Origin of the sequence: Sphingomonas sp. NFR04 (assembly GCF_900114095.1) — a bacterium.
In the GTDB taxonomy this organism is placed as follows: Bacteria; Pseudomonadota; Alphaproteobacteria; order Sphingomonadales; family Sphingomonadaceae; genus Sphingomonas.
Window position 1 is genome coordinate 903,394 of sequence record NZ_FORV01000001.1, and the last position, 24,122, is coordinate 927,515.

The 24,122-nt window shown below is 67.4% G+C and carries 29 protein-coding genes; 14 read left to right on the forward strand and 15 right to left on the reverse strand.

All coding sequences use genetic code 11. The annotated features are described in order from the left end of the window. Window positions 1-63: 63 nt before the first annotated feature. Window positions 64-405, reverse strand: coding sequence for a response regulator (locus BM009_RS04065; RefSeq protein WP_093294022.1), 342 nt, complete (start codon window positions 403-405; stop codon window positions 64-66). Window positions 406-414: 9 nt separating this feature from the next. After that, window positions 415-1,851 carry a sensor histidine kinase gene (locus BM009_RS04070; protein ID WP_093294024.1) on the reverse strand — a complete coding sequence of 479 codons (1,437 nt, stop codon included), beginning with the start codon at window positions 1,849-1,851 and terminating at the stop codon, window positions 415-417. A gap of 238 nt (window positions 1,852-2,089) precedes the next feature. Between BM009_RS04070 and BM009_RS04075 the strand changes: the two genes are divergently transcribed. Continuing rightward, on the forward strand, window positions 2,090-3,856 hold the full coding sequence (locus tag BM009_RS04075) for a methyl-accepting chemotaxis protein (RefSeq protein ID WP_093294025.1): 1,767 nt from the start codon (window positions 2,090-2,092) through the stop codon (window positions 3,854-3,856). 160 nt (window positions 3,857-4,016) lie between these two features. Here BM009_RS04075 and BM009_RS04080 read toward each other — a convergent pair whose 3' ends face one another. Beyond that, window positions 4,017-4,415 (reverse strand): MerR family DNA-binding protein, encoded by a 399-nt coding sequence (locus tag BM009_RS04080; RefSeq protein ID WP_093294027.1) that lies wholly within the window; start codon window positions 4,413-4,415, stop codon window positions 4,017-4,019. A gap of 58 nt (window positions 4,416-4,473) precedes the next feature. Here BM009_RS04080 and BM009_RS04085 point away from each other — a divergent pair, with 58 nt between their 5' ends. The 4 genes from BM009_RS04085 to BM009_RS04100 all read left to right on the forward strand — a co-directional run bounded on the left by BM009_RS04085 (window position 4,474) and on the right by BM009_RS04100 (window position 8,519). Beyond that, entirely contained in the window at window positions 4,474-5,232 is a 759-nt protein-coding gene (locus BM009_RS04085) for a glutaredoxin family protein (protein ID WP_175487884.1), read from the forward strand. A gap of 3 nt (window positions 5,233-5,235) precedes the next feature. Beyond that, the gene (locus BM009_RS04090; RefSeq protein WP_254772136.1) at window positions 5,236-6,555 is read left to right on the forward strand and encodes a hypothetical protein; all 1,320 of its coding nucleotides are present in this window, start codon (window positions 5,236-5,238) and stop codon (window positions 6,553-6,555) included. A 203-nt stretch (window positions 6,556-6,758) separates the two neighbouring features. Next, window positions 6,759-8,027 carry an alkaline phosphatase family protein gene (locus tag BM009_RS04095; protein WP_093294031.1) on the forward strand — a complete coding sequence of 423 codons (1,269 nt, stop codon included), beginning with the start codon at window positions 6,759-6,761 and terminating at the stop codon, window positions 8,025-8,027. A 42-nt stretch (window positions 8,028-8,069) separates the two neighbouring features. Further along, window positions 8,070-8,519: a MaoC family dehydratase gene (locus BM009_RS04100; RefSeq protein WP_093294632.1), complete on the forward strand. Its 450-nt coding sequence runs from the start codon at window positions 8,070-8,072 to the stop codon at window positions 8,517-8,519. Between the two features lie 88 nt (window positions 8,520-8,607). Here the strand turns inward: BM009_RS04100 and BM009_RS22110 are convergent, their stop codons facing one another. Then, window positions 8,608-9,090, reverse strand: a complete 483-nt coding sequence (locus BM009_RS22110) for a hypothetical protein (protein WP_139216525.1) — start codon at window positions 9,088-9,090, stop codon at window positions 8,608-8,610. 247 nt (window positions 9,091-9,337) lie between these two features. On the opposite strand from BM009_RS22110, the gene BM009_RS04105 reads away from it, so the two are divergent. From BM009_RS04105 to BM009_RS04115, 3 genes are all read left to right on the forward strand, one after another. Further along, complete coding sequence (locus BM009_RS04105) at window positions 9,338-9,703, forward strand: hypothetical protein (protein ID WP_093294032.1); 366 nt, start codon at window positions 9,338-9,340, stop codon at window positions 9,701-9,703. 104 nt (window positions 9,704-9,807) lie between these two features. After that, window positions 9,808-10,209 carry a DUF1801 domain-containing protein gene (locus BM009_RS04110; RefSeq protein WP_093294034.1) on the forward strand — a complete coding sequence of 134 codons (402 nt, stop codon included), beginning with the start codon at window positions 9,808-9,810 and terminating at the stop codon, window positions 10,207-10,209. Between the two features lie 14 nt (window positions 10,210-10,223). Continuing rightward, the gene (locus tag BM009_RS04115) at window positions 10,224-11,279 is read left to right on the forward strand and encodes an FUSC family protein (RefSeq protein ID WP_254772137.1); all 1,056 of its coding nucleotides are present in this window, start codon (window positions 10,224-10,226) and stop codon (window positions 11,277-11,279) included. 8 nt (window positions 11,280-11,287) lie between these two features. Here BM009_RS04115 and BM009_RS04120 read toward each other — a convergent pair whose 3' ends face one another. From BM009_RS04120 to petA, 6 genes are all read right to left on the reverse strand, one after another. After that, window positions 11,288-12,595 (reverse strand): methyl-accepting chemotaxis protein, encoded by a 1,308-nt coding sequence (locus BM009_RS04120; RefSeq protein ID WP_093294036.1) that lies wholly within the window; start codon window positions 12,593-12,595, stop codon window positions 11,288-11,290. Window positions 12,596-12,859: 264 nt separating this feature from the next. Beyond that, window positions 12,860-13,195, reverse strand: a complete 336-nt coding sequence (locus BM009_RS04125) for a hypothetical protein (RefSeq protein WP_093294038.1) — start codon at window positions 13,193-13,195, stop codon at window positions 12,860-12,862. Window positions 13,196-13,289: 94 nt separating this feature from the next. Beyond that, window positions 13,290-13,832 (reverse strand): adenine phosphoribosyltransferase, encoded by a 543-nt coding sequence (locus tag BM009_RS04130; protein ID WP_093294040.1) that lies wholly within the window; start codon window positions 13,830-13,832, stop codon window positions 13,290-13,292. Further along, complete coding sequence (locus tag BM009_RS04135) at window positions 13,832-14,668, reverse strand: cytochrome c1 (RefSeq protein WP_093294042.1); 837 nt, start codon at window positions 14,666-14,668, stop codon at window positions 13,832-13,834. Before BM009_RS04135 ends, BM009_RS04130 begins: the two co-directional genes overlap by 1 nt. A gap of 14 nt (window positions 14,669-14,682) precedes the next feature. Then, window positions 14,683-15,972, reverse strand: a complete 1,290-nt coding sequence (locus tag BM009_RS04140) for a cytochrome b (protein WP_093294044.1) — start codon at window positions 15,970-15,972, stop codon at window positions 14,683-14,685. A 12-nt stretch (window positions 15,973-15,984) separates the two neighbouring features. Next, complete coding sequence (petA, locus tag BM009_RS04145; protein WP_175487885.1) at window positions 15,985-16,569, reverse strand: ubiquinol-cytochrome c reductase iron-sulfur subunit; 585 nt, start codon at window positions 16,567-16,569, stop codon at window positions 15,985-15,987. A gap of 202 nt (window positions 16,570-16,771) precedes the next feature. Here petA and BM009_RS04150 point away from each other — a divergent pair, with 202 nt between their 5' ends. From BM009_RS04150 to BM009_RS04160, 3 genes are read left to right on the forward strand one after another with little or no spacing between them, the layout of a single operon-like run. Next, window positions 16,772-17,215 (forward strand): tRNA (cytidine(34)-2'-O)-methyltransferase, encoded by a 444-nt coding sequence (locus tag BM009_RS04150; protein ID WP_093294636.1) that lies wholly within the window; start codon window positions 16,772-16,774, stop codon window positions 17,213-17,215. After that, window positions 17,212-18,054 (forward strand): oxygen-dependent coproporphyrinogen oxidase, encoded by an 843-nt coding sequence (gene hemF, locus BM009_RS04155; protein WP_093294045.1) that lies wholly within the window; start codon window positions 17,212-17,214, stop codon window positions 18,052-18,054. The genes BM009_RS04150 and hemF overlap by 4 nt, the downstream gene beginning before the upstream one ends. Window positions 18,055-18,057: 3 nt before the next feature. After that, window positions 18,058-18,654 (forward strand): GNAT family N-acetyltransferase, encoded by a 597-nt coding sequence (locus BM009_RS04160; RefSeq protein WP_093294047.1) that lies wholly within the window; start codon window positions 18,058-18,060, stop codon window positions 18,652-18,654. Here BM009_RS04160 and BM009_RS04165 read toward each other — a convergent pair. Both BM009_RS04165 and BM009_RS04170 read right to left on the reverse strand, forming a co-directional pair. Continuing rightward, a complete protein-coding gene (locus tag BM009_RS04165; protein WP_093294049.1) occupies window positions 18,621-19,364 on the reverse strand; it encodes a hypothetical protein in 744 nt (247 codons plus the stop codon). The two genes, BM009_RS04160 and BM009_RS04165, sit on opposite strands and share 34 nt — an antisense overlap. Further along, window positions 19,361-20,185 (reverse strand): hypothetical protein, encoded by an 825-nt coding sequence (locus tag BM009_RS04170; protein WP_139216526.1) that lies wholly within the window; start codon window positions 20,183-20,185, stop codon window positions 19,361-19,363. Before BM009_RS04170 ends, BM009_RS04165 begins: the two co-directional genes overlap by 4 nt. 100 nt (window positions 20,186-20,285) lie before the next feature. Between BM009_RS04170 and lipB the strand changes: the two genes are divergently transcribed. The 3 genes from lipB to BM009_RS04185 all read left to right on the forward strand — a co-directional run bounded on the left by lipB (window position 20,286) and on the right by BM009_RS04185 (window position 22,118). Continuing rightward, window positions 20,286-20,930 carry a lipoyl(octanoyl) transferase LipB gene (gene lipB, locus BM009_RS04175; RefSeq protein ID WP_093294638.1) on the forward strand — a complete coding sequence of 215 codons (645 nt, stop codon included), beginning with the start codon at window positions 20,286-20,288 and terminating at the stop codon, window positions 20,928-20,930. Window positions 20,931-21,034: 104 nt separating this feature from the next. After that, window positions 21,035-21,262 (forward strand): hypothetical protein, encoded by a 228-nt coding sequence (locus BM009_RS04180; protein ID WP_093294052.1) that lies wholly within the window; start codon window positions 21,035-21,037, stop codon window positions 21,260-21,262. Between the two features lie 205 nt (window positions 21,263-21,467). Then, complete coding sequence (locus tag BM009_RS04185) at window positions 21,468-22,118, forward strand: hypothetical protein (protein ID WP_254772138.1); 651 nt, start codon at window positions 21,468-21,470, stop codon at window positions 22,116-22,118. A 58-nt stretch (window positions 22,119-22,176) separates the two neighbouring features. On the opposite strand, the gene queE is transcribed toward BM009_RS04185, so the two are convergent. The 3 genes from queE to BM009_RS04200 form a co-directional block, all read right to left on the reverse strand. Beyond that, window positions 22,177-22,809 (reverse strand): 7-carboxy-7-deazaguanine synthase, encoded by a 633-nt coding sequence (queE, locus tag BM009_RS04190; protein WP_093294055.1) that lies wholly within the window; start codon window positions 22,807-22,809, stop codon window positions 22,177-22,179. Then, window positions 22,806-23,498, reverse strand: a complete 693-nt coding sequence (gene queC / locus BM009_RS04195) for a 7-cyano-7-deazaguanine synthase QueC (RefSeq protein WP_093294057.1) — start codon at window positions 23,496-23,498, stop codon at window positions 22,806-22,808. Before queC ends, queE begins: the two co-directional genes overlap by 4 nt. 147 nt (window positions 23,499-23,645) lie before the next feature. Beyond that, the gene (locus BM009_RS04200) at window positions 23,646-24,071 is read right to left on the reverse strand and encodes a DUF3617 family protein (protein ID WP_254772139.1); all 426 of its coding nucleotides are present in this window, start codon (window positions 24,069-24,071) and stop codon (window positions 23,646-23,648) included. Window positions 24,072-24,122: the final 51 nt, after the last annotated feature.

The window sequence follows — 24,122 nt, forward strand, 5'->3', positions numbered from 1 at the left end:
GCCGACGTTCTGGAATCCCTCCACCCAACCCCTCCTCCGAGGAGGAGGGATAACCTAGTGTTCCTACCCGCACGCCTTCGCGATCAGCGCGGCGAGATGCTCGCGCAGGAACGGCTTGGCCAGCACCGGCCGCTCGCGATAGGCGCCCTCCAGCCCCAACGCGCCATAGCCGGTGGCGAAGGCATAGGGGATCGCCCGCTCGGCGAGGATGTCCGCTACCGGGAAGGATCGGTGGCCGTCGAGATTCACGTCGAGAATCGCCAGATCGGCCTCCACCCGCCGCGCCGCCTCCAATGCCTCGGGGAGCCGCATCGCGATCTCCACCACCTCGTGGCCGAGATCGGTCAGCATGTCCTCGATCAGGAAGGCGATCGTCATTTCATCTTCGACGATCAGGACACGCACGGCCTTATCCTACTCCACGGTTACGGCGGCGAGCGGCGCCTCGACGGTGCAGCGCAGCCCCTCGGGCTCGAAGTAAAGCGTAACCGTGCCGCCAAGTTCCCCCGCCAGGCCACGTTCGATCAGCCTGGATCCGAAACCGCGGCGTGCCGGGGCGGCCACCGCCGGCCCGCCGCGCTCACGCCATTCCAGGCGAAGCTGACCGTTCGCGACCGACCAAGCGATCGCCACCCGACCCGTATCATTGGACCAGGCGCCGTATTTCACCGCGTTGGTGGAGAGCTCGTGCATCGCCAGCGCCAGCGCCAGCGCGGTCTTGGGCGAGATGCGCACGTCCGCCCCCTGCAGCGTGCAGCGCGCCGGATCATGCTGGTGCGGGCGCACCGCCTGGTCGATCGCCTCGCGCAGCGACGCCCCCGCCCAGCGCTCGCCGGTGAGCAGGTCGTTGGCCTGGGCCAGCGCCACCAGCCGGGCGGCGAACTGCTCCTGTGCCACCGCCAGGTCCGGCGCGGCGCGGAAGGTGCGCATCGCGATCGCCTGGACCATCGCCAGCGTGTTCTTCACCCGGTGGTTGAGTTCGTTGATCACCAGCCGCAGATGCTCGTTGGTGCGCCGCTGCTCGGTAATGTCGGACGCCGCGCCGAACCACTCCACCAGCTCCCCCGCCTCGTCGGTGAGCGGCACCGCGCGCGACGCTACCCAGCCGATGCTGCCATCGGCCTGGCGCACGCGATGTTCGAGTTCGAGCGGCTGCCGGGTCGCCACCGCTTCGACGATCGCGTCCTGCACGCGGTCGCGATCTTCCGCGGGAACATAGGTGTCCATCCACTGGGGCAGCGTCTGGTTCGCATGCGCGAGGAACGTGCCGCCATCGAGGTGCAGCAGTTCCGACCAGTCGGGGTTCATCCGATAGATCGCATCCGAGGTCGCCTCGACGAACGCACGCAGCCGCCGCTCGCTCTCGCGCAATTGACGCTGGGCAAGCACCTTCTGCGTGGTCTCGACGACGATCGCGATCACCCCGGCCGGCCGGCCCGATTCATCGAGCACCGGCGAGTAATCGAGGTCCATCCACACCGGCTCGAGCTTGCCGCGCCGCTGCAGCGCCAGCTCCTGGTCACGATAGGCGAGCGTCTGCCCGCTCAGGCCCACGCGCATGACATTGTCGTTGAAGTCGGCGATCTCGGACCAACCCTCGCGCACCTTCGACCCCAGCAGCGCGGGATGCCGGCTGCCGGCGAATTCGGAATAGGCGTCGTTGTAGATCATCACGCCGTCCTTGCCCCACAGCAGCACGATCGGCACCGGCGAGAGCAGCAGCATCTGGGTGACCGACTTCAGGCTCTGCGGCCACTGCGCCAGCGGCCCGATCGAGGTGCCCGCCCAGTCGAAATCCCGGATTAGCTGCCCGAGCTGCCCCCCACCGATCGGGTAGCCTGCTTCGCCCATTACACTCCTCCACGCAGCGCATCACGCCTGCCCCCGCGGCTGGCACAATGTTTCTCCTCCGCAATCGTTGATTCGGCGGTGCGCGACGATAACCTATGTGAATTTTCGACCGTGCTTCCGTGCTGCGGATCGAGGCACCCGGCGCGTGCACAACAAATCTGCGCTCTGCCCGGCAACGCGCTAGAAATGTTTCTACAATGGGTCCGGTACGGGGGCAAAAGTCACTCGGGGGGATTTCATGACGATTACCGCGCGGGTTCGCAGCGGCGCGATTGCGCTGATCTTGCTTCTGGCCATCGCCTTCGCCGTCTCGGCGTGGCGGATCCACGCCATTCGCATGGGCGGACCGATGCATCGCGCATCGATGGAGATCGCCGATCTCAACGCCGATATCCTGCCCCCGCCCGAATATATCATCGAGCCCTATCTCGAAGCGACGCTGCTGCTCGATCACCCCGAGCGCGTCGACGCCACTCGCGCCCGCCTCGCCGAGTTGCGCAAGGCCTATGACGAACGCCACGCGGTGTGGGAACAGTCCGCCCTGCCCGAGCACCTCAAGCGCGCGATCCTTGCCGACACGCACACCCCGGCGATGCGCTTCTGGCAGGAGGCGCAGGGCGCCTTCCTCGATGCGATCGCCGCGAAGGATCTGGTCACCGCCCGCGCCCGCTACGTCCTGCTGACCGAGGCCTATGACGCGCACCGCAAGGCGATCGACGCGCTGGTCAGCGCCACCGCCAAGGAACAGGCGGCGTTCGGCGATCGCTCGTCCCAGTCGCTCGGCGTCTCGATCGGCGTGCTGACCTTGCTCGCGCTGGCGCTGTTCGGCACGATCGGCTGGTTCGCCTGGTGGCTCACCCGCCGCGTCGCGCAGCCGCTGGCGCAGGTAGCCCAAGCGACCACCACGCTGTCGCGCGGGCAGGACACCGCCATCCCCTATCGCGACCGCACCGACGAGCTCGGCGACATCGCGCAGGCCGTCGCCCGCTTCCACGCCGCCGCGCGCAGCCGCGCCGAGATGGACGCCGCCCACCTCGCCGAGCAGGAAAATGTGGGCGAGATGCTCGGCGCCGCGCTCGCCGCGCTGGAGAAGGGCGATCTGCGCCACCGCATCAACAGTCCCTTCCCCGGCGTCTACGAGCCCGTCCGCGTGAGCTTCAACCGCGCCGCCGGCGCGCTCTCGGCGATGCTGCGCACCGCGATCCACAGCGCGCGCAACATCGGCACCGGCTCCAGCGAGATCGCCACCGCCTCGGAGGATCTCGCCCGCCGCACCGAGATGACGGCGAATACGCTGCAGGAAACCAGCGCCGCGATCCAGCTGATCGAGAACCGGCTGAAGAGCAGCAGCCAGTCGGCCGAGACGACGATGGAGCGCGCCGAACAGGCGGGCGCGATGGTGCATTCGGGCCGCACCACCGCGCAGAACGCCGCGACCGCGATGAACAGCGTGTCCGAACGCGCCAATGCGATCGACACCGTGGTCGAAGGCCTCGACAAGATCGCGTTCCAGACCCGCGTGCTGGCGATGAACGCCGCGGTGGAAGCCGGTCGAGCGGGTGAGGCGGGCCGCGGTTTCGCGGTGGTCGCCGATCTCGTCTCCGCGCTCGCGCTGCGCGCCGAGGAAGAGGCCAAGCGCGGCCGCGAACTGATCAACGAGACGCAGATCGACGTCGCCACCGCTGCCAGCGAAGTCCGCGCGGTGGACACGGCGCTGGGCGAGATCGTCGAGAATTTCGACAGCGTCCAGGAACTGCTCCAGGCGCTGCGCGAGGACAATCGCTCGCAGGCCAGTGCGATCTCCGACATCACCAGGTCGGTGGTGGAAATGGAAACCGCGACCCAGCAGAACGCCGCGATGGTGGAGGAAACCTCCGCCGCCGCCCGCTCGCTCGATCGCGAGGCGGCGACGCTGCTCGGCAATGCCGAGGCGTTCCGGGTGGACGAGGAGGTGGTCCGGTACGGCCATGCCGTCGCCGAGCCGGCGTTCGAGATGGCGTACTGACGTTAAGATCCTTCCCTGCAAGGGGAGGTGGCAGGCCGTAGGCCTGACGGAGGGGTGTCCCCGCTGGTCAAGCATCCGCAGTCACCAGCGGGGACACCCCTCCACCACCGCCTTTGGCGGCGGTCCCCCTCCCCCTCCGGGGGAGGATCTTCCGTCCCCCCTACCCCTCGAAAGCCGTCAGGATCGGGCACGGCCCCGCTTTGCCAGACCCGCATTCGCGCGCCAGCCGGGCGAGCCCCTCGCGCGCCTGCACCAGCTCGGCGATCTTCACGTCGAGCGCCGCGATCCGCGCCCGCGCCAGTTCGCGTGCCCGCGCCCGATCGTCGGTCGCGTCGAGCTCGAGCAGTTCGCCGATCTCCTCCAGCGTGAACCCTGCCGCCTGCGCCGAGCGGATGAAGCGCAGCCGCTGCACTTCCTCCTCGCCATAGCGGCGCACGCCCGCATCGGGCCCGCCGCCCCGCACCGGCGTCGGCAGCAGCCCGCGACGCTGATAATAGCGCACCGTTTCCACGCCCACCCCGCCGGCATCGGCAAGTTTTCCGATCGTAAGCTGCGACATCGCTTGACTCCGTACCATGGTACGGACCCTATAGGGCGCGCGGAGTGAAGGAAACCCCATGTCATCCGCCTTGGAAAAACACGCAATTCTCTACCGCATGGTGATGGGCACGCATGTCTGCCCCTGGGGCCTGCGCGCCCTCCACCTGCTCAAACGCCGCGGCTACACCGTCGACGATCGCCACCTCACCACCCGCGAGGAGACCGACGCGTTCAAGGTCCGCCACGGCGTGACCACGACGCCGCAGGTGTTCATCGGCGAGCGGCGGATCGGCGGGCATGACGACCTGCGCCGCTTCCTCGGCCTGAAGGTCCGCGACCCCAAGGCGAAGACCTATATGCCGGTGATCGCGCTGTTCGCCATCGCCGCGCTGATGGCGCTCGCCGCCAGCCAGGCCGCCTATGCGACGCCGTTCACGATGCGCGCGGGCGAATGGTTTGTCAGCTTTGCGATGTGCCTGCTCGCCATGCTCAAGCTGCGCGACGTCTCCGGCTTCGCGACGATGTTCCTCGGCTACGACCTGCTCGCCCGCCGCTGGGTGCCCTACGCCACGCTCTACCCGTTCGCCGAGGCCGCGGCCGGGCTGCTGATGGCCGCGAACGTGCTGACCTGGTTCTCCGCGCCGCTCGCCCTGTGCATTGGCGGGATCGGCGCCGTCTCCGTGTTCAAGGCGGTCTATGTCGATCGCCGCGACCTCAAATGCGCCTGTGTCGGCGGCGACAGCAATGTGCCGCTCGGCTTCGTGTCGCTCACCGAAAACCTGATGATGATCGCGATGGGCCTGTGGATGCTCGCGCGTGCTGTGCTGGGAGTCTGACCCTTGCGTACCCTGTTCTCCGCCGTCGCCCTGCTCGCCCCGCTTCCTGCGCTCGCGCAGGAGGATCACAGCATGCACGACATGGGATCCATGCCCGCCGAACCCGCGCCGCAGGACCATGCCGCAATGGGCCACACGATGCCCGGCATGGACATGGATCAGCCGATGTCGTCCATGCGCATGGGGGGATCCGACCATGCCGCCGGCGGCTCGGGCACCGCGCTGCTGCCCCAGGCCGACGGGCCGATGCGCGGCGTGATGCTCAGCCATGGCGACTGGATGGTGATGGCGCATGGCTATCTCTGGGGCGTCTATACCGATCAGGGCGGGCCGCGCGGCACCGACAAGGCCTTCGTCGAATCGATGGCGATGCTCAGCGCCAGCCGGGACTGGGGGGCTACCAGTCTCCAGCTCCGCGCGATGGGCAGCCTGGAGCCCGCCATGGGCCAGCGCGGCTATCCCAATCTCTTTGCCAGCGGCGAGACCGCGAACGGCCAGCCGCTGGTCGACCGCCAGCACCCGCACGACCTTTTCATGGAGCTCTCGGCGCGCGTCGACGCCCAGGTCGCGCCGGATACCAAGCTCTTCGTCTATGGCGGCCCCGTCGCCGAGCCGGCGCTCGGGCCCAGCGCCTTCATGCACCGCCGCTCGGCGCGCTATTTCGCGCTGTCGCCGATCGCGCACCATTGGTTCGACAGCAGCCACATCACCTATGGCGTCGTCACCGGCGGCGTGCAGGCGGGCCGCCTGCAGCTCGAAGGCTCGTGGTTCAACGGCCGCGAGCCCGACGAGCATCGCTGGGACGTGGATCCGATCAAGCTCGACAGCTGGAGCGTCCGCGCCAGCTGGTCGCCGACCGACAACTGGCTGGCGCAGGTCTCGACCGGGCATCTCAAGAGCCCCGAAGTCACCCATCAGGGCGAGGACGAGCAGCGCACCACCGCCAGCCTCCACTATAGCAGCGGCAAGGTGTCGGCGATGGTCGCCTATGCTGCCAAGCACCGCCTGCCCGGGCCGGTGCTCAGCGCCTTCACCGCCGAGGCGAACTGGGATCTGGCCGGCCGCCACAGCCTGTTCGGGCGGGTGGAGAATGTCGCCAATGACGAGCTCTTCCCGGACCATGACGATCCGCTGCACGACCGCAAATTCCGGGTGACGCGGTTCGAGGGGGGCTATGCCTATCGCATCCCGCTCGCGCACCAGACCGAGCTGGCACTGGGCGGGTCGGTGGCGGCCTATGCCAAGCCGTCGGTGCTCAACGCGGCATACGGCAAGGCGCCGGTGAGCTACACGCTGTTCGCGCGGTTCGCGCTGGGGCGGTAAGCGCGGAGGCCCCCTCCACCACGCCGCTGGCGCGGCGCGGTCCCCCTCCCCCGCTTCGCGGTGGAGGAGACGCTAGTGCGACGGCGGCAGAGAGCGTTTCCTCTCCCGCGCAGCGGGGGGAGGGGGACCGCCGCCGAAGGCGGTGGTGGAGGGGGAAACGCCCGGTCTTCCCCCCGCAACAAATCCGGCGCATGGCGCACCCCATGCGCTGGACCACCAGAATCGCCGCGGCTGCCCTCATCGGGGTCCTCCAGGCCTGTGCCACCCCGCCGGTCCAGGCCCCGCCCCCGCCCCCTGCAGCGGTCGAAGCGCGCCCGCCCGTCACGATCCTGATCTCGATCGACGCCTTCCGCGCCGATTATCTCCAGCGCGGCGTCACTCCCAACCTCGTCCGCCTCGCCGCGCAGGGCATCACCGGCCCGATGCGCCCGAGCTTCCCGAGCAAGACTTTCCCCAACCATTGGACATTGGTCACCGGGCTGGTGCCCGACCATCACGGCATCGTCGGCAACCGGATGGAGGACCCCGCCCACCCGAACGAGACCTTCACCACCGCCAGCGATGCCCCTTATTGGTGGAACGCCGCCGCGCCGATCTGGGTCGAGGCGGAGAAGGCCGGCATCCGCACCGGCACGGTGTTCTGGCCGGGCGCCAACGTGGCCTGGGGCAGCACGATCACCAAGCCCGACCACGGCGACTATGCCGGCGGCACCCGCCCGCGCGACTGGCTCCAGTACAACCAGGCGGTGAACGACACCCAGCGTGTCGACACCGTGCTCGATTGGCTGCGCCGTCCGGCCGCCAACCGCCCGCGCTTCGTCACGCTCTATTTCGACCGGGTCGACGTGGTCGGCCACGAACATGGGCCGGATTCGCCCGAGGTCACCCGGGCCGCCGCCGCAGTCGACGCGCAGATCCGCGCGCTGGTCGAGGGTCTCGCCGCGCTCCACCAGCCCGCCAACCTCGTCGTCGTCTCCGATCACGGCATGTCGGAGACCAGCGACACCCGCGTCATTCCCCTCGGCCTGCCCAAGGACAGCTACCACCTGATCGAAGCCGGCCCCTTCGCGGCGCTCAACCCGCTGCCCGGCAAGGAAGCGCTGGTCGAGCAGGCACTGCTCCGACCCCATCCGCACATGGAATGCTGGCGCAAGGCCGAGATCCCCGCCCGCTTCCGCTACGGCAACAACCCGCGCATCGCCGCGCTGTTCTGCCTCGCCGAGCCGCGCTGGATGATCGTCGAGAAGCTTCCCGATGCGCCCTTCACGCGCGGCGAGCACGGATATGACAATCGCTCGGCGGACATGGCCGCGCTGTTTGTCGCCGCCGGCCCCGCCTTCCGCCACGGCACGGTCCCGGCCTTCGACAATGTCGACGTCGCGCCGCTGCTCCGCGACCTGCTCGCGCTGCCGCCCAAGGCCGGGCTCGACGGAGACGACACGCCCTTCCGCGCCTTCCTCCAGCCCCGCTGAATCCGCTTGCCAGCAACGGGTTTCTCAATGAAACTGGTCGCCATGCGCTTCTTCGACGACATCCAGCCAGGCGACCGCGCCAGCTTCGGCCGCTACGACGTCACCCGCGAGGAAGTGCTGGAGTTCGCCCGCAAATATGATCCCCAGCCCTTCCACCTCTCCGACGAGGCGGCGGCGAAGACCCATTTCGGTCGGCTGGCGGCGAGCGGCTGGCACACCAACGCGATGACGATGGCGATGCTGGTCGCGCATTATGCGGAAGACCCGATCGCCAGCCTGGGCGCAGCGGGTATCGACGAACTCCGCTGGCTGAAGCCGGTCTATCCCGGCGACGTGCTCCGCTGCGAGACCGAAGTGCTGGAGGCCCGCGCCTCGCAGAGCCGCCCCGACATGGGCATCGTCCGCAGCCGCCTGACGACCTACAACCAGCAGGACGAGCCGGTCCTCACCTTCATCGCCAACGCCCTGATCGCGCGCCGCACGGCGGGGTGATTGCGGGACCATGTCGCCGTCAGACGGCGGCTCTGGGTGCGAGTGAACGGCGGATCGTGGAGGGAAGCGGACATTGCCCGCTCACCTGCTAGTCCTCGTCCTCGATTAAGCCGAGCGCCTCAAGGCTTCGAAAATTAAACAAACCCAAGGCGTCGAACTCATCACCGTCGCTGGTTTGCACACCGAGATCTCGTAGGACGCTGTTGATCGGGCTGCTTGCGCTTACCGGCGCGCAATCAACAGGTGTCGACCGTTCGTAGACGGTCTGACCGTCTCTTAAAAGTGCGGCACCTTGTGAACCCGTACCTCCGAAATAGTTGGTCTCGATGTAAGCGAGGCTCGCATCACCGATGAGGGATAATATGCCATTCTTCAGTCCGTCAGATAGATGAACAAAGCCGTCTACGTGCCGTCCCGGCTCAAGTTTGGTGAGTGCATCTATCTGATCGTGACCCAGCGGAGCGATTGCAAACCCTTGCGGCAAGGCCGTCGCGTTGGGACATCCCGCTCCACGCACAATGGCCTGCACTGCTTCGGGAAACCCGATCACGGCTCTGATATCGTGTCCCATTCACCACTCTCCCCCCGGCCGCTGAAGAGCATGCGTCAGACCTCGAATGTCCGCAACTAGGCGTGAGCGGACGCGCCGCTTCACGGGCGTCCGGGTCCGGTATCCGTCGCGCCCTCCGAGGCAGCGGGCGCTATGCGGGGGAGGAAGCCTCGCGATGGTCGACCGCATTCCGCGCCGTCCGCCAGATCCCCCTAGCCATCGCCGCGCCAGCAGCTACGCTCCCCCAATCCTCGCGAGGAGAGTCGCCATGCGCCGCATCCTGTTGCTGTGTGCCGCCACCTGCCTGAGTGCCCCCGCCGCCGCCCAGACCGAAGCCTCGCTTGCGGGCAGCTGGATTGTCGACCTCTCGGCCAAGCCGAGCGAACCCTATCTCAAGACCATGGTGCTGCAGCTCGCGCCCGACGGTTCGGTCAGCGGCAGCTTCTACGACAGCACGATCGAAGGCGGCCGCTGGAAGACCGCGCGGGGCCGCACCTGCGTGAGCTTCCGCACGTCGGACGGCAAGGGCCCCTATCACACCGCCGCCTGCCTACGCGGCGACGGGGTGGAAGGCCAGACCTGGGCCGAGCACCGCGCCTTCCTGTTCAACTGGAACGCCACCCGCGCCCGCTGAGGCATACGTCGAGTCCGTCCGCAGACGTGGGATCTTTTCGCAGCTATGCTCGGCGCCACGCGGTGCCGGGCGGCTCGCCAGGTACCCCGTCCGGGAGAAGGATCATGTCCGTTGCCGCGCCATCCGCGACCGCCGAAATCGATGCCAAGATCGCCGCGCTCGCCGATTGGCGCGGCGCGCTGCTGGCGCGCGTCCGTCGGCTGATCCACGAGGCTGTGCCCGACGTCGTCGAGGAGGTGAAATGGCGCAAGCCAGGCAACCCGAGCGGCGTGCCCGTCTGGTCGCATGGCGGCATCCTGTGCACCGGCGAGCTCTACAAGGACAAGGTGAAGCTCACCTTCGCACGCGGCGCAGCGCTGCCGGATCCGGCCGGGTTGTTCAACGCCAGCCTCGACGCCGGCACCCGCCGCGCCATCGATCTGCGGCAGGACGCCGTGCTCGACGAGACGGCGTTCCGCGCGCTGATCCGTGCCGCAGCGGACCAGAATCGCGGCCTGTGCGCCTGAGCCTGCCGGGCCCCTTGCAGGCACTTCTCGCCGTCGACCGCACCGATCCGGTGCGCCCAAGTGCGATGGCGATCGGCGCGCTCGGCATGGCGGTGCCGGTGGCCTTCGGGCTGCTGCTCGGGCAACCGCATGCCGGCTTCCTGATCGGGCTCGGCGCGGTGTTGCTCGCCGGAGGGCCCGCCGAGGCGAGCAGCACGGGCGGCGGCCGGACGACACGGCTTCTCGCCACGGCACTGCCGGCGCTCGCCGCCGTGGCAACCGCGACGCTGCTTGCCCGGCTACCCGCGCCCGACCCTGCGATGATCCTGACCGTCGCCATCGCGGCGCTGTCGGTGAACTATAGCCGGCCGCTTGCAGGGGCTGCCATCCGCTTCAACATCTATTGCGTACTGGGAATGACGCTGATCGAAGGCAGTGCGGGGCACGGCGCAGGCGGCGCGCTGGTCTTCGGACTGGGCGCCTTGTGGAACATCCTGCTGCGCCTGCTGCTCGATCTGCGAGGCTCGACAGAATCGGCATCCGCGGACGCCCGCCGCCAGCCTAGCCCTGCTCAGAGACGCGCGTATCTGCGGAAGCAGTTGCGCAGCCTTGCCGGCTGGCAATTCCCGCTGCGGCTGGCGATCGGCCTGGGCATCGCCAGCCTGCTGCGCCACGCCTTTCCGGCGCATCATTTTGCCTGGATCGTGCTGACCGTCGCGCTGCTGACCGAGCACGCCATCGCACATCTGCCGGTAACGACGGTCCAGCGGCTACTCGTCACGATCGGCGGCGTCGCGCTTGCCTGGCTGTTGTTCACGGTCGCCCACGGCCCGATCGCCCTGGGAATCGTCGCGGCGGTATTGGCCATGCTGGTGCCGGTGGCGCGGGCGCGCAGCTCTCTGCTCTACGCGACCCTCTCGGCACCGCTGATCCTGCTGGTGATCGACATCGGGCAGCCGGTGGCGCCCGGACTGCTGGTCGACCGCCTGGTAGCGACGCTAATCGGCGGGGCGATCGTGGTCGCGCTCAACCTTGCGTTCGATCGTCTCCGCGTCCTCACGCCGCCTGCGTTGCCCAGCGCAGGCCGCTGAGCGCAGCCTCAGGCCGCCTGCAGCATCGCCGCGCCCCGCTTGGCCGCGCCGCGCTCGAGCTTGAAGGCGCCGGTCTGGCCGCTCAGCACTTCGACTTCGCGGAGCAGGTGGGTGGTCGCCGCAGAGGTTTCCTCGACCATCGCCGCATTCTGCTGGATACCCGATTCGATCGAGCTCAGCGCGCTCGACACCGCCTTGGTGGCATCGGCCTGCTCACGGCTGGCGCGCGCTATTTCGTCGGCACGGCGGGCGCTGTCCTCGGTCGAAGTCTCGATCGTCTGGAATGCCTCGTCGATCAGGCCCACCGCGGCAACGGCAGTGCCGATCTCGTCGCGGGCGCGGGTGAGCTGTTCCTTGGCGCTCGCCGATTCGGTCTCCGCCCGCAGCGCCAGCGCGCTCACCAGATCGGCGACCACCGCGAAGCCGCGCCCCGCCTCGCCCGCGCGGCCTGCCTCGACGGCGGCGTTCATCGCGAGAACCCGGGTCTGGAAGGCGATCTTCTCAAGGCCCTCGATCACGCCGTCGATCGCCGCCGAGCTTTCGGTCACCGCGTCCATCGCCACGGTGGCGGCGGTGGTGCGGTTGCGGCCTTCGATCACCGCCGAACGCGCCGAGTGACTGGCGGCGAGCGACTGGTCGGCCGCCACCGCGGTTTCGCGCACGCTGCCGGTGATCTGCTTCACCGCAACCGCGGTGTTGCTCAGTTCGGCCGAGGCCTGCTCGGTGCGGCGGGCGAGATTGCCCGAGGCCTGGGTGATCTCGCGGCTGCCGGTCTCGATCGACTGGGTGCTGTCCATCAGCGCATCGATCAGGTCGCGCAGCCGGTCGATGGCGCCGTTATAGCCGTCCTTGAGGCCGCTGAACTCCTCGGGATATTGCTCGCTGATCTTGGCGCTGAGATCGCCGTCCGCCAGCCGCTGGAAATAGACGCCCATGCCGCGCACGACGGCGGCGTGTTCATGCGCAACGGCGTTGAGCTCGATCTGCTCCTCGGCCGCCTGCTTGAAGCTGGCCATCGCCCGGGTGAGCCGGCCGACGCAATCGGTGAACTCCGTATAGCGAATGGGGCTCTTCAGGTCTCCCGCTGCCAGCGCCTCCATGCGGACCACGGTGGTCACATAGGGCACCGCGATCGCCTCCCGCAGCCACCAGGCGCAGACCAGGGCAAGCAGGGTAAGCCCTGCGTCGATCTCGAGCGAAAGCGCCCAGGGCAACACTGCATCCACGGCGGTAACCGCGACCATGAAACCGACGAACAGACCGAATGCAATCAACAGCTTCAGTCGAATCGGCGCATTCGCCTTGAACCACTCCATACCCCAGCCCCGTCCTTGATCTTCGTCAAAGACATCATAGACGCGGAAAATGTTTTTGTTGCGGATTCCAGGTAAAGGGAAGTTACTTAGGCAGGTACCGCGTGCCGTTGCAGGGTCGACATGATTTGTGATTGCTCGGCACCTTGCCGTGACGCCCGGCCGCAGTCAGCAACGGTCAAGACATAGCCAATAAATATTGGTTTTGCTGATGAAAGCATGATGCCTTCAAAAGGCGTCCCGTCCCGGTACCGGGAGAGGCGGCGCTCAGCGCCGCCGCCCTCCGCCCGGCCGCCCGCGGAAATCGCGCCAATTGTTGCGCCAGCGCTGTTCGCCGCGCCAAGACCCGCGGCGCTGCTCCCAATAGGCGCGCTGGCCGTCGTTCCAGGCGTGGCGATGCCGATAGCGGTCGTACACATAGGCGCCGGTGCCGGGATAATAATAGTCATCGTACCAGCCCCAGTACGGGCTGCCATAGCCTGCGCCATAGCCGACCGCGACGCGCGAGCCGCCATAGCCATAGCCGTCGTCCATGCAGCCGCCCAGCGCCGCGGCCCCGCCGAGCAGTGCCGCGCCGAGGATTGCCTTCACACCGATATGCATTGATCACGCTCCTGTACCGGAGGCGCGCAGCGGGGCGATGCCCTTGGCCGCGCCCCTCGGCCGGAGAAGCGCGCAGGGCCGGCCAGGAGTTCCCTCAGTGCCCTTCGAACGCGACCAGCGACGACACGGTGATCCCGTCGCTGCGCAGCGCATCGGCGCCGCCGAGATCGGGCAAGTCGACGACGAACGAGGCCTGGACGACCTCCGCGCCGGCCTTGCGCAGCAGCCGCACCGCCGCACGCGCCGTGCCGCCGGTGGCGATCAGGTCGTCGACCAGCAGTACGCGGGCGCCGGGCACCAGCGCATCGGCATGGATGGCGATCCGGTCGGTGCCATATTCGAGGGCATAGTCCTCGGCGATCGTCGCGCCGGGCAGCTTGCCGTCCTTGCGGATCAGCAGCACGCCGGTGCCCAGCCGCACCGCCAGTGCGGCGCCGAACACGAAGCCGCGCGCCTCGACGCCGGCGACGAGGTCGATCTTGCCGTCCACCTGCGCCGCCATCTTCTCGATGGTCAGCCGCAGCCCCTCGGGATCGAGCAGCAATGTGGTGATGTCGCGAAACAGGATCCCCGGCTTCGGAAAGTCGGGGATCGTGCGAATGCGACTGCGGATGTCTTCGTTCTGCTGGGTGTCCATCAATGCTTCATGCCGCGCCAAACCGTGAGGTACGCGCCATAGGCGAGCCCGGTGGCAAACAGCAAGAAGATCACGACCGCCACACCCGCCTGGTGGCGCGTCTGCAGCGTCGGCTCGGCGGTCCAGACGAGGAAGGCGGAGACGTCCTTCGCCATCTGGTCGACCGTGGCGCGGGTGCCGTCGTCGAACTGGACCTGGCCTTCGCTGGTCAGCGGCGGCGGCATCGCGATGTTGAGGTTGGCGAAATAGGGGTTGAAGTGCATGCCCTCGGGCGTCTTCATCGCCTCGGGGAACTTGGCCGCCAGCGCGGGATCGGGCTTCTCGCCATAGCCGGTCAGCAGCGAGTGGACATAGGCCGCGCCGTCATGCCGCGCCTTGGTGATCAGGCTGAGGTCCGGCGGGTTGCCGGTGCCGGCATAATAGACCTTGGGGATATGGTCCGACGGGATGTTGTCCCGCTCGCCCCAGGTGCCGGCCTTCTCGTCGAACACCGGCTGCTTGTTCGCCCATTCCTTGGCGATCTTCTTCACCTGGGCGTCGCTGTACCCCAGATCCTTGAGATTGCGGAAGGCGATCATGTGCAGCGAGTGGCACGCGGCGCAGACTTCCTTGTATACCTTGAAGCCGCGCTGGAGCTGGGCGGTGTCGAACTTGCCGAGCGGCCCGTTCGAGGCGATGTCCAGATCCTTGGGATGCTTGTGCAGCGCCTGCTCGGCGGTCTGCTTCGGCGGCTCCTTGATCAGGCCGGTGATGCTGCCCAGCAGGGCGAGCAGCAGCACGAAGACGAAGCCGGCACCGATCAGGAACTTGATCGAGCGGAAGAAGATCGACGTCATGTTTCCCGGCCCCCTTATGCCGTCGCCGCGGTGGCGGTGATGCGCGATCCGCCTTCATTCCCGAGCACCGCTTCGGTGATCGAGTTGGGCAGCGGGCGCGGCGTCTCGATCCGCGAAATGATCGGCACGATGATCAGGAAGTGCGCGAAATAATAGGCCGCGGCGATCTGGCTCGTGATCACATAGACCGGCTCCGCAGGCGAACCGCCGCACCAGCCGAGGATCAGCACGTCGGCGACCAGCACCCAGAAAGCGACGCGGTACATCGGCCGGTAATTGGCCGAGCGCACCGGCGAGCGATCGAGCCAGGGCAGGAAGAACAGCAGCAGGATCGAGCCGAACATCGCCAGCACGCCCCACAGTTTCGCCGGCAGGATGAAGTCCGCGGTGAAGGCGCGCAGGATCGCGTAGAAGGGCCAGAAATACCATTCGGGCACGATGTGCGCGGGCGTCGAGAGCGGGTTGGCCGGGATGTAGTTGTCCGGGTGGCCCAGATAGTCCGGGTAGAAGAAGATCAGGATCGAGAACAGGATCAGGAACACGCCTACCCCGAACCCATCCTTGGCGGTGTAATAGGGGTGGAACGGGATGGTATCCTGCTCGCCCTTCACCTCCACGCCGGTCGGGTTATTCGAACCCGGGATGTGCAGCGCCCAGATGTGCAGGATGATCACGCCCGCGATCACGAAGGGCAGCAGATAATGGAGCGAGAAGAACCGGTTGAGCGCGGCATCGTCCGGCGCATAGCCGCCGAGCAGCCAGATGCGGATCCAGTCGCCGACCACGGGAATCGCCGAGAAGAAGCCGGTGATCACCTGCGCGCCCCAGAAGCTCATCTGCCCCCAGGGGAGCACATAGCCCATGAAGGCGGTGGCCATCATCAGCAGGAAGATGACGACGCCGAGCAGCCACACCATCTCGCGCGGCGCCTTGTACGATCCGTAGTGGAGGCCGCGGAAGATGTGGATGTACACCACGATGAAGAACATGCTGGCGCCGTTGGCGTGGGCGAAGCGCAGGAACCAGCCCGCGTTCACATCCCGCATGATCGTGCCGTTGACCGATTCGAAGGCCCCGGTGGCAGCACTGTGGAAGTGCATCGCCAGCACGATGCCGGTGACGATCTGGATCACCAGCGACAGCCCCGCAAGGATGCCGAAGTTCCAGAAGTAATTGAGGTTGCGCGGCACCGGATAGCCGGCGCCGATCGCGTTATAGACGAACCGCGGCAGCGGCAGCCGATCGTCCACCCATTTCATCACCGGGTTCTTCGGCTCGTAATGGCGCGCCCAGGGAAAGCTCATCCAGGTCTCTCCTCACCCGACCACGACGACGGTGTCGGACGTGAAATTATATTTTGGTACTTCGAGGTTCTTCGGCGCCGGACCCTGACGGATCCGGCCGGCAGTATCATAGGCCGAGCCGTGGCACGGGCAGAAATAGCCGCCGAACGGGCCGCGGCTCTCGCCTTCGCCCGCGCCCAGCGGCACGCAGCCGAGATGGGTGCACACGCCCAGCGTGATCAGCCAATTCTTGTGGCCTTCCTTGGTGCGCTGGTCGAGCGTCTGCGGATCGCGCAGGCTGGAGACCGGCACCGCATCGGCCTGTGCGATTTCCTGCGGCGTGAGATTGCGCACGAACAGCGGCTGCTTGCGAAAGCTGGCCTTGATCGCCTGCCCCGGCTCGATCGCCGCGAGATTCACCTCGGTGGTCGACTGCGCCAGCACGTCGGCCGAGGGGTTCATCGAGTTGACGAGCGGCAGCACCACAACGCCCGCGCCGACGGCCGCAACGGCCGGGGCGGCGTACAGGAGATAATCGCGACGACGGGGATTCTCGAGAATTTCGCCGCCAGGGCCTACAGTCTGATCGGGAGTAACGCCTTCTTCAAACGTTGCCATGCTCTAGCCCTTGCACTTCGGGAACTCTTCCGCGCCAAAACCGCGGAGAGGAACGCGGACGAAACGAAGCTCAGTGCCGGCCGGATTTCCGGTGGCGTTACAAGTTTGATAGACGGCGCAATGCAGCTTTGCCAACAGGGTTTTTCATCTTCTCGTCTCCAAGGCCTTAATGTTGCACTGCAAAATGACTTCGCCCTCCACAATTCGCGTCGCATTGTTCCAGCCTGAAATTGCAGGGAATGTCGGCACCATCTTGCGGCTGGCAGCGTGCATGGGGGTGGCGGTCGACCTGATCGAACCTATGGGTTTTCCCTGGGGCGATCGCGCCCGCAAGCGCGCCGCGATGGACTATGAACCGGAAACGGTGCGGCATGCCGACTGGGCCGCGTTCGAGGCGCGCCTGCGCGCCCGACTGGTGCTGTTCACCACCCGCGGCGGCATCCGCCTGCCCGAGGCGCGGTTCGAAGCCGGCGACACGCTGCTGTTCGGGGCGGAGAGCAGCGGCGTGCCGGACATGGTGCACGATCGGGCCGATGCTGCAGTGCGAATACCGCTGCGTCCGGAGCTGCGCTCCTTGAACCTCGCGGTCGCAACGGGCATCGGGCTGGCCGAGGCGCTCCGCCAGACCGAAGGATTCCCGCAATGATCACGCTCGACGACCAGCAGCAGCGCGCCCGCACCTGGTTCGAGGGCCTGCGCGATTCGATCTGCGCCGAATTCGAGGCGATCGAGCGCGAGGCCGGATCGGACGCGTCATTCGACTATCTCTCCTGGGACCGCGTCGATGCGGGCGGCGCCCCCGGCGGCGGCGGCGTGCGTGGGGTGATGAAGGGCCGCGTGTTCGAGAAGGTGGGCGTCAACGTCTCCACCGTCGGGGGCGCGTTCGAGGGCGAGTTCGCCAAGACGATCCACGGCGCGGGCGAGGATCCCAGCTTCTTCGCCACGGGCATCAGCCTGGTCGCGCACATGGCCAATCCGCATGTCCCCGCGGTCCACATGAACACGCGCTTCCTGACGACCACCAAGCGCTGGTTCGGCGGCGGCGCCGATCTCAACCCGCCGCTGCCCTATGAGGAGGATACCGCCGACTTCCATGCTAGGCTGCAGGCCGCCTGCGACGCGCATGATCGGTCTTATTATCCGCGGTTCAAGGCCTGGGCGGACGACTATTTCTACATACCCCACCGCCAGGTGCATCGCGGCGTGGGCGGCATCTTCTACGACCACCTCGAAAACGACTGGGAGGCGGATTTTGCCCTCACCCAGGATGTCGGCCGCGCCTTCTTGGACATCTACCCGAAGCTGGTCCGCCGCCGGATGCACCAGCCGTTCGACGAGGCCGATCGCCAGCGCCAGCTCGAATGGCGCGGTCGCTATGCCGAGTTCAACCTGATCTACGATCGCGGCACGCTGTTCGGCCTCAAGACCGGCGGCAATGTCGACGCGATCCTGATGAGCCTGCCGCCGATGGCCGCCTGGAGCTGAGCCATGGGCCTGCTGCCCGTCGCCGACGACCATCTCGCCACCATCGTCACCGCGCTGGAAATGCGGGAGCGGCCCCGCCCCCGGCCGCTCCAGCCCTCCCCGTTCCGGCTGGTCCACTGGCCCGCGCCCGAGAGCGAGAAATACCGCGCGCTGTTCCGCCGGGTGGGTGGGCCGTGGCTATGGTTCTCGCGGCTGGTGATGGACGAGGCGCGACTGCGGGCGATTCTCGACGATCCGCAGGTCGCCGTCTATGCGGTGGTGGACCGGGCAGGCGTCGAGGTCGGCATGCTCGAACTCGATTTCCGCGGCGAAGCGACCTGCGAGCTCTCCTATGTCGGGCTGGTGCCGGAGATCACCGGCAAGGGCCATGGCGACTGGCTGATGGCGCAGGCGCTCGCCTTTGCCTGGCGCAAGGAGGTGGAGCGGGTGTGGGTGCACACCTGCACGCTCGACCACCCCGCCGCGCTCGGCTTCTACCGCCGCCACGGCTTCGTGCCCTACAAGCGCACGATCGAGACCTTCCCCGATCCGCGCCTGCTCGGCGTGCTACCGCCCGAGGCGGCGCCTCACATTCCCCTGCTCGGCTCCGTCGCACGATAGGCGGCGACCCGCAGGATGACGAGTGCGGTCCACACGCCCGCACCGATCACCGACAGCAGTAGGTAGCCTAGGAACTCGGGCACCGCGCCCCCGCCCGCCGCGGTCGCGATCAGGCCGGTGAAAATGCTCGCCACCGCCATCGCGCCGATGCCGCCGGAAAACACCATCGCCGCGACCAGCAGGAAGAGCAGCCCGGTGACCCCGCTGCTGCGCACCCAGCCCTGCTTGAACGCCTCGATCAGCCCGACCTCGGGGCGGGCGGCATAGGCCGGCGCGGCCAGCCAGGTCCGCGCGAACACGAACAGGCCCGGCGCGATGAACAGCGAGAAGCCGAGCTGGAAGCCGATGCTCACGGCCACCTCCAGCACCAGGAACGGGAACAGCCGTCGCAGTGCGGCCTTCATCACCTGTCCCAGCGTCTGGCCCTGGCCGCGCAGATACAGGCTGAACAGCGCGAGGATGCCATAGTCGACCGCCAGATAGGCAAGCGCGATCGGCACCACGTTCGCCTCGACGAACTTCTGGTAGAAGGCGAGCAGCACCGCCTGATCGGAAAGCGATTCGAGATCGGGTGCGCCCTGCACCATCAGCAGCAGCATGCCGAGGCTGGGCAGCAGGAAGAACAGGCCGGAAACCGGCAGCACCAGCGCACGCTCGCGCTGCCAAAGGGTCTTTGCATCGGCGAACAGGCCGGCCAGGCGCAGCATCATGCGGGCCAAACCGAATCGGTCGCCGTCAACGCGACGTAGAGCTTGCCCTGGAACGCGGCGAGCAGCAGCATCACCACCGCCTGCACGCTCGCGGTGACGATCGTGGTGAGCAGCATCGCCGTGGTCAGGCCCGGCGCGTTGCCGAAGAGCAGCGCGAACACGCTGCCGAACACCAGCTTCGCGGCGAGCTGCGCGACCCCGCCGATCAGCGTGAACAGCAGCAACAGGCCGAGGATCCGCCAGCCATGGCCGCGGGTGAGTGCCCAGGAACGCCGGATCGCGCCGAACAGCAGCCCCTCGCGCAGCACCACCGTGCTGACGAGCAGCAGGCGTGTGAAGAGGAAGAAGAAGGCGAGGATCAGCACCAGCACCCACAGCGCGACCATGCTCGAGGTCTGCGGATCGATCGTCATGGTCGCGCCCTGCCCGGCGGCGATCGCCAGCACGTCATAGCCGCGCGTGGCGAGGATCAGCGGCACGGGCAGCATCGCCAGCGCCGCGGCGACCCCGATCCCGATCGCGACCAGAAGCGCCGCCGGCAGCCGCCGCGCCGCCAATTGTCCCGCACCCGCCAGTCCGCTCGCGCCGGTCGCCAGTGCGATCACGCTCAGAGAGCCCCAGAAGGAGACGATCGACAGCAGCACGACCACTACTCCCACCGCCAGGCGCACGCCCGGGCTCGCGGTCACCGCCGCGGCCGAGACGCAGCTGTTGAGCACGCTCGGCACCACGAAGGCGAGCAGCGCGACCGGCACCAGCGCACCGAGATGCTCGCCGACGAACGCCGTGGTCCGTTCCCAGACGATACCCATTTTTGCCATGCGGCGAAGTCCTTGCGTGAGGGACCCGGGGTGTTAGCCGGGGGGCACCGCCTTGCCAATGCTTGCCTTGGGCCGCGGAAGGGCGCAAGCGGCGGCGATCATGCACGAAACCATCGAATGGCGGGTCGAGCCCCGGCCGATCGACTATGCCGAAGCCCATGCCGCGATGGAGGCGCGCGCCGCCGCCGTCACCGCGCACACCGCGCAGGAACTGGTCTGGCTGCTCGAGCATCCGCCCGTCTACACCGCCGGCACCAGCGCCGATCCCGCCGAAATGCTCGATCCGCGCTTCCCCGTCCATCGTACCGGGCGCGGCGGGCGCTATACCTATCACGGGCCCGGCCAGCGGATCGGCTATGTCGTGCTCGACCTGCGCGAGCGGCAGCGCGACGTGCGCAACTATGTCCATGCGATCGAAGGCTGGGTGATCGCGGCGCTCGGCGATTGCGGCATCGAGGCGTTCCGCGCGCCCGGGCGGATCGGCATCTGGACGCTCGATCAGGGCGTCGAGGCCAAGATCGGCGCGATCGGCGTGCGAATCCGCCAATGGGTGACGTTGCACGGATTCGCGATCAATCTGGATCCGGACCTGACCCATTTCACCGGCATCGTGCCCTGCGGAATCGCCGAATTCCCCGTCACCAGCGCCGCGAAGCTGGGAAAACCGATTGCGACGGAACGCTTCGATCAGGCGCTGCAGGCCACATTTTTGCCATTTTTGGACGCTCTGGATCGCGCGGGATAAATTCGAGTCTTGAGGGTGTCCCCCGAACCGTCTAATGTCCAGCACGGTTTGGGTATTAACGGCGTACAAGCGTCGTCCAAATCCATTATCTAGGGAGCTATTACATGCGTGCAGTCCTTTCGAAGATCGTTGCTGGTTCGATGATCGCCGGTGCGGCCCTCCTGGCTTCGGCGTGCACCAGCAACACCGAAACCAACGTCAACAACACCACCGAAGTCGTTGCGCCGGAAAACACCACCGACGCTTCGGTCACCAACGTTGACGTCGCCGCTCCGGTCGACAACGGCGCGATGGTTGACAACGGCACGATGAACGCTTCGAACGCGATGTAATCATCGCGCTTCGGCGTGTTTCTACGAAAGGGCCGTCCGGGCGACCGGGCGGCCCTTCTCGTTTCGGGACCGGCCCCCTCCCGTCCCCCACGGATCGTCGTGTTTGGAAAAAAGGGGCTTGGGCGACGAATCGAAACGCCCTAACGAACATCTCTCATAGCGGTATCAAGAGGATGGGATGCTCGGTCGGCGTATCACTTTGGGCATGGCTGCCCTCGCGGCAATGTGCGTTTCGGCGCCTGCTTCGGCGCAATTCTTCTTCAAGTCGGTGGATCTGTCGGGTCCGCCGGTCACCGGCAACGAGCCCGGCATGATCGCCCAGGCGATGCCCGGCGCCTCGCCGGCGGAGCTGCGCGCCGCTTTGGTCTGGAGCCTGCGCGCCGCGCTCAACGTTGCTGCACTGCAGTGCAAGTTCGAGCCGACATTGCTTGCGGATGACAACTATGTCGCAGTCCGCAAAGACCATGATGACGAGTTCAATAAAGCATATGATACGCTCGAGAAATATTTCTTAAAAACGGCGAAGACCAAGAAGGCCGCGCAGAACGCGCTCGACGTGTTCTCGACCCGCGTCTATTCCAGCTTTTCCACTGTCTCTGGCCAGCTGTCTTTCTGCCAGACGGCCGCCTCAATCGGCCAGGATGCGGTGTACGCGCCGCGCGGGGAACTGGGCGACGTGGCGGTGCGCCGGATGCGCGAGCTGCGCGAGAGCCTCAAGGCTTGGGGCGAGCAGCATTTCCGCACCCGCCGCGTGACATTCGTCTGGCCGGTCCTGCGTCCGCTGCCGCAGTTCGGCAACGACAAATGCTGGCGGAACGGCGAGTATCAGGCCCGCAAGTGCGGCGCGTTGAGCTGAATCAAGCTTGATCTGAATCGAAAGGGGGGTGGCCGATGCGCCACCCCTTCTTTTTTGCTCAGCGCAGGCCCAGCATCTTGTGGGTCTGCAGCGTCAGCCGCCAGCGCGGCCGCTCCATCGCCACGGCGATCGCCGCGCGGGTATTGGCCTCGGCCTCGGCGCTGTCCATCGGCTGGATCAGGAAATGGGCGAAATCCCACCCTTCGATCGCCTCCAGATTCGTACCCGGCTGCGGCCAGACCAGCTTGAGCTCGTCGCCGCGCCGCTGCACCACCTCGCTGCCCGCCTTGGGGCTGATGCACACCCAGTCGATGCCCGGATGCACCGGCAGCGTGCCGTTGCTCTCGATCGCGATGCGGAAGCCGCGGGCATGCAGCGCCTCCACCAGCGCATCGTCGATCTGGAGCATCGGCTCCCCGCCGGTCAGCACCACGAAGCGCTTGTCCGCGCCGGGGCCCCAATGGCCCTCCACTGCGTCAACCAGCGCCGCGGCATCCGCGAACCGGCCGCCGCCCAAGCCGTCGATCCCGACGAAATCGGTGTCGCAGAAGCGGCACACCGCCGTCGCCCGGTCTTCCTCCCGCCCCGACCAGAGGTTGCAGCCGGCGAAGCGGACGAACACCGCCCGCGCCCCGGCATTGACGCCCTCCCCCTGCAGGGTGAGGAACATCTCCTTGACGGCGTAGCTCATGGGTGGGTGGCGTAGCGGGTCGGATCGGGCAGCCCGGCTTCCTCGAACCCGCGCGAGCGCAGCCGGCAGCTGTCGCACAGCCCGCAATGCAGACCCTCGGGGGTGGGGTCGTAGCAGGACCAGCTGAGCCCCGCGTCGAGCCCGAGCCGCGCCGCCTCGCGGACGATATCGGCCTTGCTCATGTTCTGGAGCGGCGCCTGGATGCGGAAAGGCTCGCCCTCCACGCCCGCCTTGGTGGCGAGTTCGGCCAGCTTCTCGAAGCCGGCGATGAATTCGGGTCGGCAATCGGGATAGCCCGAATAATCGAGCGCGTTGACGCCGATATACAGGTCGCGCGCCCCCGCCGCCTCTGCCCAGCCGAGCGCGAGGCTGAGGAAGATCGTGTTGCGCGCCGGCACATAGGTGATCGGAATGTCGCTGCCGACGCCGGTCTTGGGCACGTCGATATCGGCAGTGAGCGCGGAGCCGCCAAAGGCGCGCAGGTCCAGCGGCAGCACGACGTGGCGCTCGGCGCCGAGCATCGCGGCGATCTTCGCGGCGGCTTCCAGCTCGACCTTGTGGCGCTGGTTATAGTCGATCGACAGGGCGAGCAGGCGGTGGCCGTCCTCGCGGGCACGCGCGGCGGAGACCATGGAATCGAGTCCGCCCGAGACCAGGGCGATGGCAATGCTTTGAGTCATCGGCGGCATGTAGGCGCTTTCGCCGGCAAAAAAATGGCCGCCCCCGAAGGGACGGCCGGAAAGGATAGAAATGGGAAAACCAAACCAGGGAGAGACACCTCCCTGGGGACCTCATCCTTCTACCCCCGACCGGTTAACGAATGGTAACCAAGCAGCTCAGGAACAGTCCCCGATGCGCTTGGCGTCGTAGGTCTCGGAGAAAGGCTGGCCGTCGATCACGCCCTGCATCTCCACGGTCACCTGGCGCGGCGTATCGGTGGTGATGCGGGTGAGCATCGTGCCGTGGCCGGCGCAGGTGCTGCGGACGGTCGCGCGGCTGGCGGCGCTTTCCATCACCACATTCTGGCAGGGCGTGGTGACCTTCTCGGGGCGGAGAATCTGGTAGGGATCGCGCACGCACATCATGCGCTCGCCGCCCTCGCTGTCGCGGACCGCCCATTTGCCCTTCTGGATGAGGTTGATCGCCGGCACGTCCACGCTCCGCACCGCTGAGGCCGCGCCTCCCGGCCGCTGCTGCGCCGACGCGCTCGCCGTCACCAGCGCCAGCCCGGCCGCCGCCATCCACACCACCCGTTTGTTCACCCGCTTCAACTCCCATTCGGGGGACGGCACCGCTTCCACGGCACCGCCCGC

Excerpts from the sequence above, each read along its gene's own strand:
- BM009_RS04070 (WP_093294024.1), bottom strand. The coding sequence starts at position 1,851 with ATGGGCGAAGCAGGCTACCCGATCGGTGGGGGGCAGCTCGGGCAGCTA.
- BM009_RS04075 (WP_093294025.1), top strand. The coding sequence starts at position 2,090 with ATGACGATTACCGCGCGGGTTCGCAGCGGCGCGATTGCGCTGATCTTG.
- BM009_RS04080 (WP_093294027.1), bottom strand. The coding sequence starts at position 4,415 with ATGTCGCAGCTTACGATCGGAAAACTTGCCGATGCCGGCGGGGTGGGC.
- BM009_RS04085 (WP_175487884.1), top strand. The coding sequence starts at position 4,474 with ATGTCATCCGCCTTGGAAAAACACGCAATTCTCTACCGCATGGTGATG.
- BM009_RS04095 (WP_093294031.1), top strand. The coding sequence starts at position 6,759 with ATGCGCTGGACCACCAGAATCGCCGCGGCTGCCCTCATCGGGGTCCTC.
- BM009_RS04100 (WP_093294632.1), top strand. The coding sequence starts at position 8,070 with ATGCGCTTCTTCGACGACATCCAGCCAGGCGACCGCGCCAGCTTCGGC.
- BM009_RS22110 (WP_139216525.1), bottom strand. The coding sequence starts at position 9,090 with ATGGGACACGATATCAGAGCCGTGATCGGGTTTCCCGAAGCAGTGCAG.
- BM009_RS04105 (WP_093294032.1), top strand. The coding sequence starts at position 9,338 with ATGCGCCGCATCCTGTTGCTGTGTGCCGCCACCTGCCTGAGTGCCCCC.
- BM009_RS04110 (WP_093294034.1), top strand. The coding sequence starts at position 9,808 with ATGTCCGTTGCCGCGCCATCCGCGACCGCCGAAATCGATGCCAAGATC.
- BM009_RS04120 (WP_093294036.1), bottom strand. The coding sequence starts at position 12,595 with ATGGAGTGGTTCAAGGCGAATGCGCCGATTCGACTGAAGCTGTTGATT.
- BM009_RS04125 (WP_093294038.1), bottom strand. The coding sequence starts at position 13,195 with ATGCATATCGGTGTGAAGGCAATCCTCGGCGCGGCACTGCTCGGCGGG.
- BM009_RS04130 (WP_093294040.1), bottom strand. The coding sequence starts at position 13,832 with ATGGACACCCAGCAGAACGAAGACATCCGCAGTCGCATTCGCACGATC.
- BM009_RS04135 (WP_093294042.1), bottom strand. The coding sequence starts at position 14,668 with ATGACGTCGATCTTCTTCCGCTCGATCAAGTTCCTGATCGGTGCCGGC.
- BM009_RS04140 (WP_093294044.1), bottom strand. The coding sequence starts at position 15,972 with ATGAGCTTTCCCTGGGCGCGCCATTACGAGCCGAAGAACCCGGTGATG.
- petA (WP_175487885.1), bottom strand. The coding sequence starts at position 16,569 with ATGGCAACGTTTGAAGAAGGCGTTACTCCCGATCAGACTGTAGGCCCT.
- hemF (WP_093294045.1), top strand. The coding sequence starts at position 17,212 with ATGATCACGCTCGACGACCAGCAGCAGCGCGCCCGCACCTGGTTCGAG.
- BM009_RS04160 (WP_093294047.1), top strand. The coding sequence starts at position 18,058 with ATGGGCCTGCTGCCCGTCGCCGACGACCATCTCGCCACCATCGTCACC.
- BM009_RS04165 (WP_093294049.1), bottom strand. The coding sequence starts at position 19,364 with ATGATGCTGCGCCTGGCCGGCCTGTTCGCCGATGCAAAGACCCTTTGG.
- BM009_RS04170 (WP_139216526.1), bottom strand. The coding sequence starts at position 20,185 with ATGGCAAAAATGGGTATCGTCTGGGAACGGACCACGGCGTTCGTCGGC.
- lipB (WP_093294638.1), top strand. The coding sequence starts at position 20,286 with ATGCACGAAACCATCGAATGGCGGGTCGAGCCCCGGCCGATCGACTAT.
- BM009_RS04180 (WP_093294052.1), top strand. The coding sequence starts at position 21,035 with ATGCGTGCAGTCCTTTCGAAGATCGTTGCTGGTTCGATGATCGCCGGT.
- BM009_RS04185 (WP_254772138.1), top strand. The coding sequence starts at position 21,468 with ATGGCTGCCCTCGCGGCAATGTGCGTTTCGGCGCCTGCTTCGGCGCAA.
- queE (WP_093294055.1), bottom strand. The coding sequence starts at position 22,809 with ATGAGCTACGCCGTCAAGGAGATGTTCCTCACCCTGCAGGGGGAGGGC.
- queC (WP_093294057.1), bottom strand. The coding sequence starts at position 23,498 with ATGCCGCCGATGACTCAAAGCATTGCCATCGCCCTGGTCTCGGGCGGA.